The organism is Roseomonas sp. TS2 (genome assembly GCF_058833935.1).
Map to the genome: position 1 here is coordinate 1 of NZ_JCACVY010000298.1, position 3,414 is coordinate 3,414.

Annotated in this window: 4 protein-coding genes; all 4 read left to right on the plus strand. The window is 70.1% G+C overall.

The window, feature by feature from the left end; translation table 11 throughout:
* Positions 1-87 precede the first annotated feature (87 nt).
* A complete protein-coding gene (gene rimP / locus ACZJYS_RS23620; protein ID WP_181378000.1) occupies positions 88-669 on the plus strand; it encodes a ribosome maturation factor RimP in 582 nt (193 codons plus the stop codon).
* 5 nt (positions 670-674) lie between these two features.
* The gene (nusA, locus tag ACZJYS_RS23625) at positions 675-2,231 is read left to right on the plus strand and encodes a transcription termination factor NusA (RefSeq protein ID WP_379651834.1); all 1,557 of its coding nucleotides are present in this window, start codon (positions 675-677) and stop codon (positions 2,229-2,231) included.
* Between the two features lie 34 nt (positions 2,232-2,265).
* A complete protein-coding gene (locus ACZJYS_RS23630) occupies positions 2,266-2,883 on the plus strand; it encodes an RNA-binding protein (protein ID WP_109515958.1) in 618 nt (205 codons plus the stop codon).
* Positions 2,884-2,943: 60 nt separating this feature from the next.
* Positions 2,944-3,414, plus strand: a 471-nt coding sequence (locus ACZJYS_RS23635; protein WP_493180551.1) for an IF-2-associated domain-containing protein, incomplete at its 3' end; no start/stop codon positions are given.

Sequence of the window (3,414 nt, forward strand, 5' to 3'; positions counted from 1 at the left end):
TTACCGGCACACAGGATTATATGAGGCGCAGAACATCTTCGCTGCACAGTCAGGGGGGTGGCCTTAGCGGGCCGCCTTTTTTGTTTTTTGGAAGACGATCTGCCACAGAATGAGGGCCTTGAGGCCCGCATTGCCGCCACCATCCAGCCGACGCTGTCGGCGATGGGCTACGAGATCGTGCGCGTGCAGATCCAGGGCAAGCAGACTCCCACCGTCCAGATTATGGCCGACCGCACGGACGGCCGGCCGATCGGGGTGGGGGACTGCGAGGCGATCAGCCATGCCGCCGGCGCCGTGCTGGACGTGGACGACCCCTTCACCGGCGAGTGGAACCTCGAGGTTTCCTCGCCCGGCATCGACCGCCCGCTGACCCGCACCAGGGACTGGCAGCGCTTCGCCGGCCATGTGGCGACGGTGGAGATGAGCATTCCCTTCGAGGGTCGGCGCCGCTTCCGCGGCATCGCGCTGGGCGCGGACGAGGCGGTGGTGCGGCTGCGGCTGGAGGATGGCGCCGAGGTGGCGCTGCCCCGGGCCGACATGCGCCGCGCCAAGCTGGTGCTGACCGATGAACTGATCGCTGCCACCGCGGCCGAGGCCGCCCGGTTCCGGGAGGCGGAGGACGACTCCGACGAGGAACCCGGCCGCCCGCCCCACGCCAGGAGGAACTGAGGACCATGGCCGCAGACGTTGCCATTGCCCGCCCGGAGCTGCTGCAGGTCGCCGAGGCCGTCGCCCGCGAGAAGATGATCGAGCGCGACGAGGTGCTGGAGGCGATGGAGCAGGCCATCCAGAAGGCCGGCCGCGCCAAGTACGGGCACGAGAAGGACATCCGCGCCGTCATCGACCGCCGCTCCGGCGAGGTGAAGCTCTCCCGCTGGACCGAGGTGGTGGAGCAGGAGCCGGTCGAGAACGAGGCGACCCAGATCCCGCTGCGAATCGCGCAGAAGATCAGGCCCGGCATCGCGGTGGGTGAGTTCATCGTCGACCCCCTGCCGCCGATCGATTTCGGCCGCATCGCCGCGCAGACCGCCAAGCAGGTGATCGTGCAGCGGGTGCGCGAGGTGGAGCGCGGCAAGCAGTTCAACGAGTACAAGGACCGCGTGGGCGAGATCGTCAACGGCGTGGTCAAGCGCACCGAGTACGGCAACCTGATGGTCGATCTCGGCCGTGCCGAGGCCCTGCTGCGGCGCGACGAGACCATCCCGCGCGAGGCCTTCCGCAACGGCGACCGCGTGCGCGCCTACATCTACGACGTGCGCGAGGAGCCGCGCGGACCGCAGATCTTCCTGTCGCGTACGCATCCCGGCTTCCTGGCCAAGCTGTTCGCCCAGGAAGTGCCGGAGATCTACGACGGCATCATCGAGATCAAGGCCGTGGCCCGCGACCCGGGCAGCCGCGCCAAGATGGCGGTGATCAGCCGCGACTCGAGCATCGACCCGGTCGGCGCCTGCGTCGGCATGCGCGGCAGCCGCGTGCAGGCGGTGGTGGCCGAGCTGCAGGGCGAGAAGATCGACATCATCCCCTGGTCCCCCGACAACCCCACCTTCGTGGTGAACGCCCTGGCCCCGGCCGAGGTCTCCAAGGTGGTGATGGACGACGACAGCAAGCGGGTTGAAGTCGTCGTGCCGGATGACCAGCTTTCCCTCGCGATCGGGCGCCGCGGCCAGAATGTCCGCCTTGCCTCCCAGCTCACGCGCTGGGACATCGACATCCTTACCGAGGCCGAGGAAAGCGAGCGCCGGCAGGAGGAGTTCCGCAAGCGGACCGGCCTGTTCGTCGAGGCGCTGGACGTGGACGACGTCATCGCCGGCCTGCTGGTGACCGAGGGTTTCGGCTCCGCCGAGGAGCTGGTGGACGTGCCGGACGAGGATCTCGCCGGCATCGAGGGCTTCGACGAGAACGTGGCCGCCGAGCTGAAGCGCCGCGCCCAGGGCTTCCTGGACCGGCGCGACGAGCAGCTCGACGAGAAGCGCCGCGCCCTCGGCGTCGAGGACGCGGTGGCCGAGGCGGGTGGGTTCAGCCCCGCTATGCTGGTGACTCTGGGCGAGAAGGGCGTGAAGTCGCTCGACGACCTGGCCGACCTGGCAGCCGATGAGCTGATCGAGATCCTCGGCGCCGAGGCTGTGGACGAGGAAACGGCGAACGCCATCATCATGGCCGCGCGCGAGCACTGGTTCGCGTCGGAAGAGAAGGGCAGCGCCGAGGAGAAGGGTGACGACCAGCAATCCTGATACCGTGCCGGCCCCGCGCCCCGAGGATGTCTCCCTGGAGACCGCCGAGGGGGAAGGGCCTGAGCCGGAACTGAAAGGCCCGCTGCGCCGCTGTATCGTGACGCGGGAGAGCCTGCCCAAGGAAGCGATGATCCGCTTCGTGCTGGGGCCGGACCGGCAGGTCGTGCCCGATCTCGCCGGGCGGCTGCCCGGGCGGGGAATGTGGTTGAGCGCGCGGGCCGATGTGCTAGAACGCGGCCTGACCAAGGGCGCCTTCTCGAGGGCGGCCCGCGGGCAGGTGCAATTGCCCCCCGACCTTCGCGCCCGGATTGAGACTGGCCTCAAGGTTCGCATCCGCGACCAGGTGGGGCTTGCGCGCAGGGCCGGACAGGCCGTGAGCGGCTTCCAGCAGGTGCGCGAATGGCTGAAGGCCGGACGGGCCGCCGCGCTGGTCGAGGCGAGTGACGGCAGCCCCGCCGAGCGGGCGAGGCTGATGGGAAGCCGCAAGGCTCCCTTGATTGATGTTCTGACGGCAAAGGAATTGGGCGCGGTGTTCGGACGGGATCATGCGGTACACGTGGCGATAGCCCCCGGACGGATCGCCGACATGTTGGTGCAGGAGGCGGGCCGTCTGGCCGCCGTCTCCGGTATCGCGAACGGAGCGGGGACGTGAGCCCGGCAACGGCTCGCGATAGGATTGATGGCACAAGACGGATCGGGTTCAGGCGAACGAATGAGCGACCAGAATGAACAGGATGCTGCCAAGGGCCGGCTGAGCCTTCGGCCCAGCGGTCTCATGGACCGTGGGAAGACCGAGGCTGCCGGGACTGTGCGGCAGTCCTTCAGCCATGGTCGCGGCAAGACCGTGCAGGTTGAAGTGGTGAAGAAGCGCGCCGGTGGCCCGCCCGCGCCGGGCGCCAAGCCCGCCGGCGGCCCGCAGCAGGCCAGCGGCCCCCGCCCGGCGGGCGGCCCGCAGCGCGCCAGCGGCCCCGTCAACCGGGGCGGCAGCGGCTCGGCCACCGGCCGGCCGCTGACCCAGGCCGAGCAGGCGAACCGCCTGCGCGTGCTGGAGGAGATGCGCCGCCAGGAGGCCCAGCGCCAGCGCGAGGAGCGCGAGCGCCAGGCCCTGATGGTGCGCAGCGCCGCCGAGGAAGCCGCCCGCAAGGCGGAAGAGGACCGCCGCGCCGCCGAGGAGGCCGCGCTG

Excerpts from the sequence above, each read along its gene's own strand:
- nusA (WP_379651834.1), top strand. The coding sequence starts at position 675 with ATGGCCGCAGACGTTGCCATTGCCCGCCCGGAGCTGCTGCAGGTCGCC.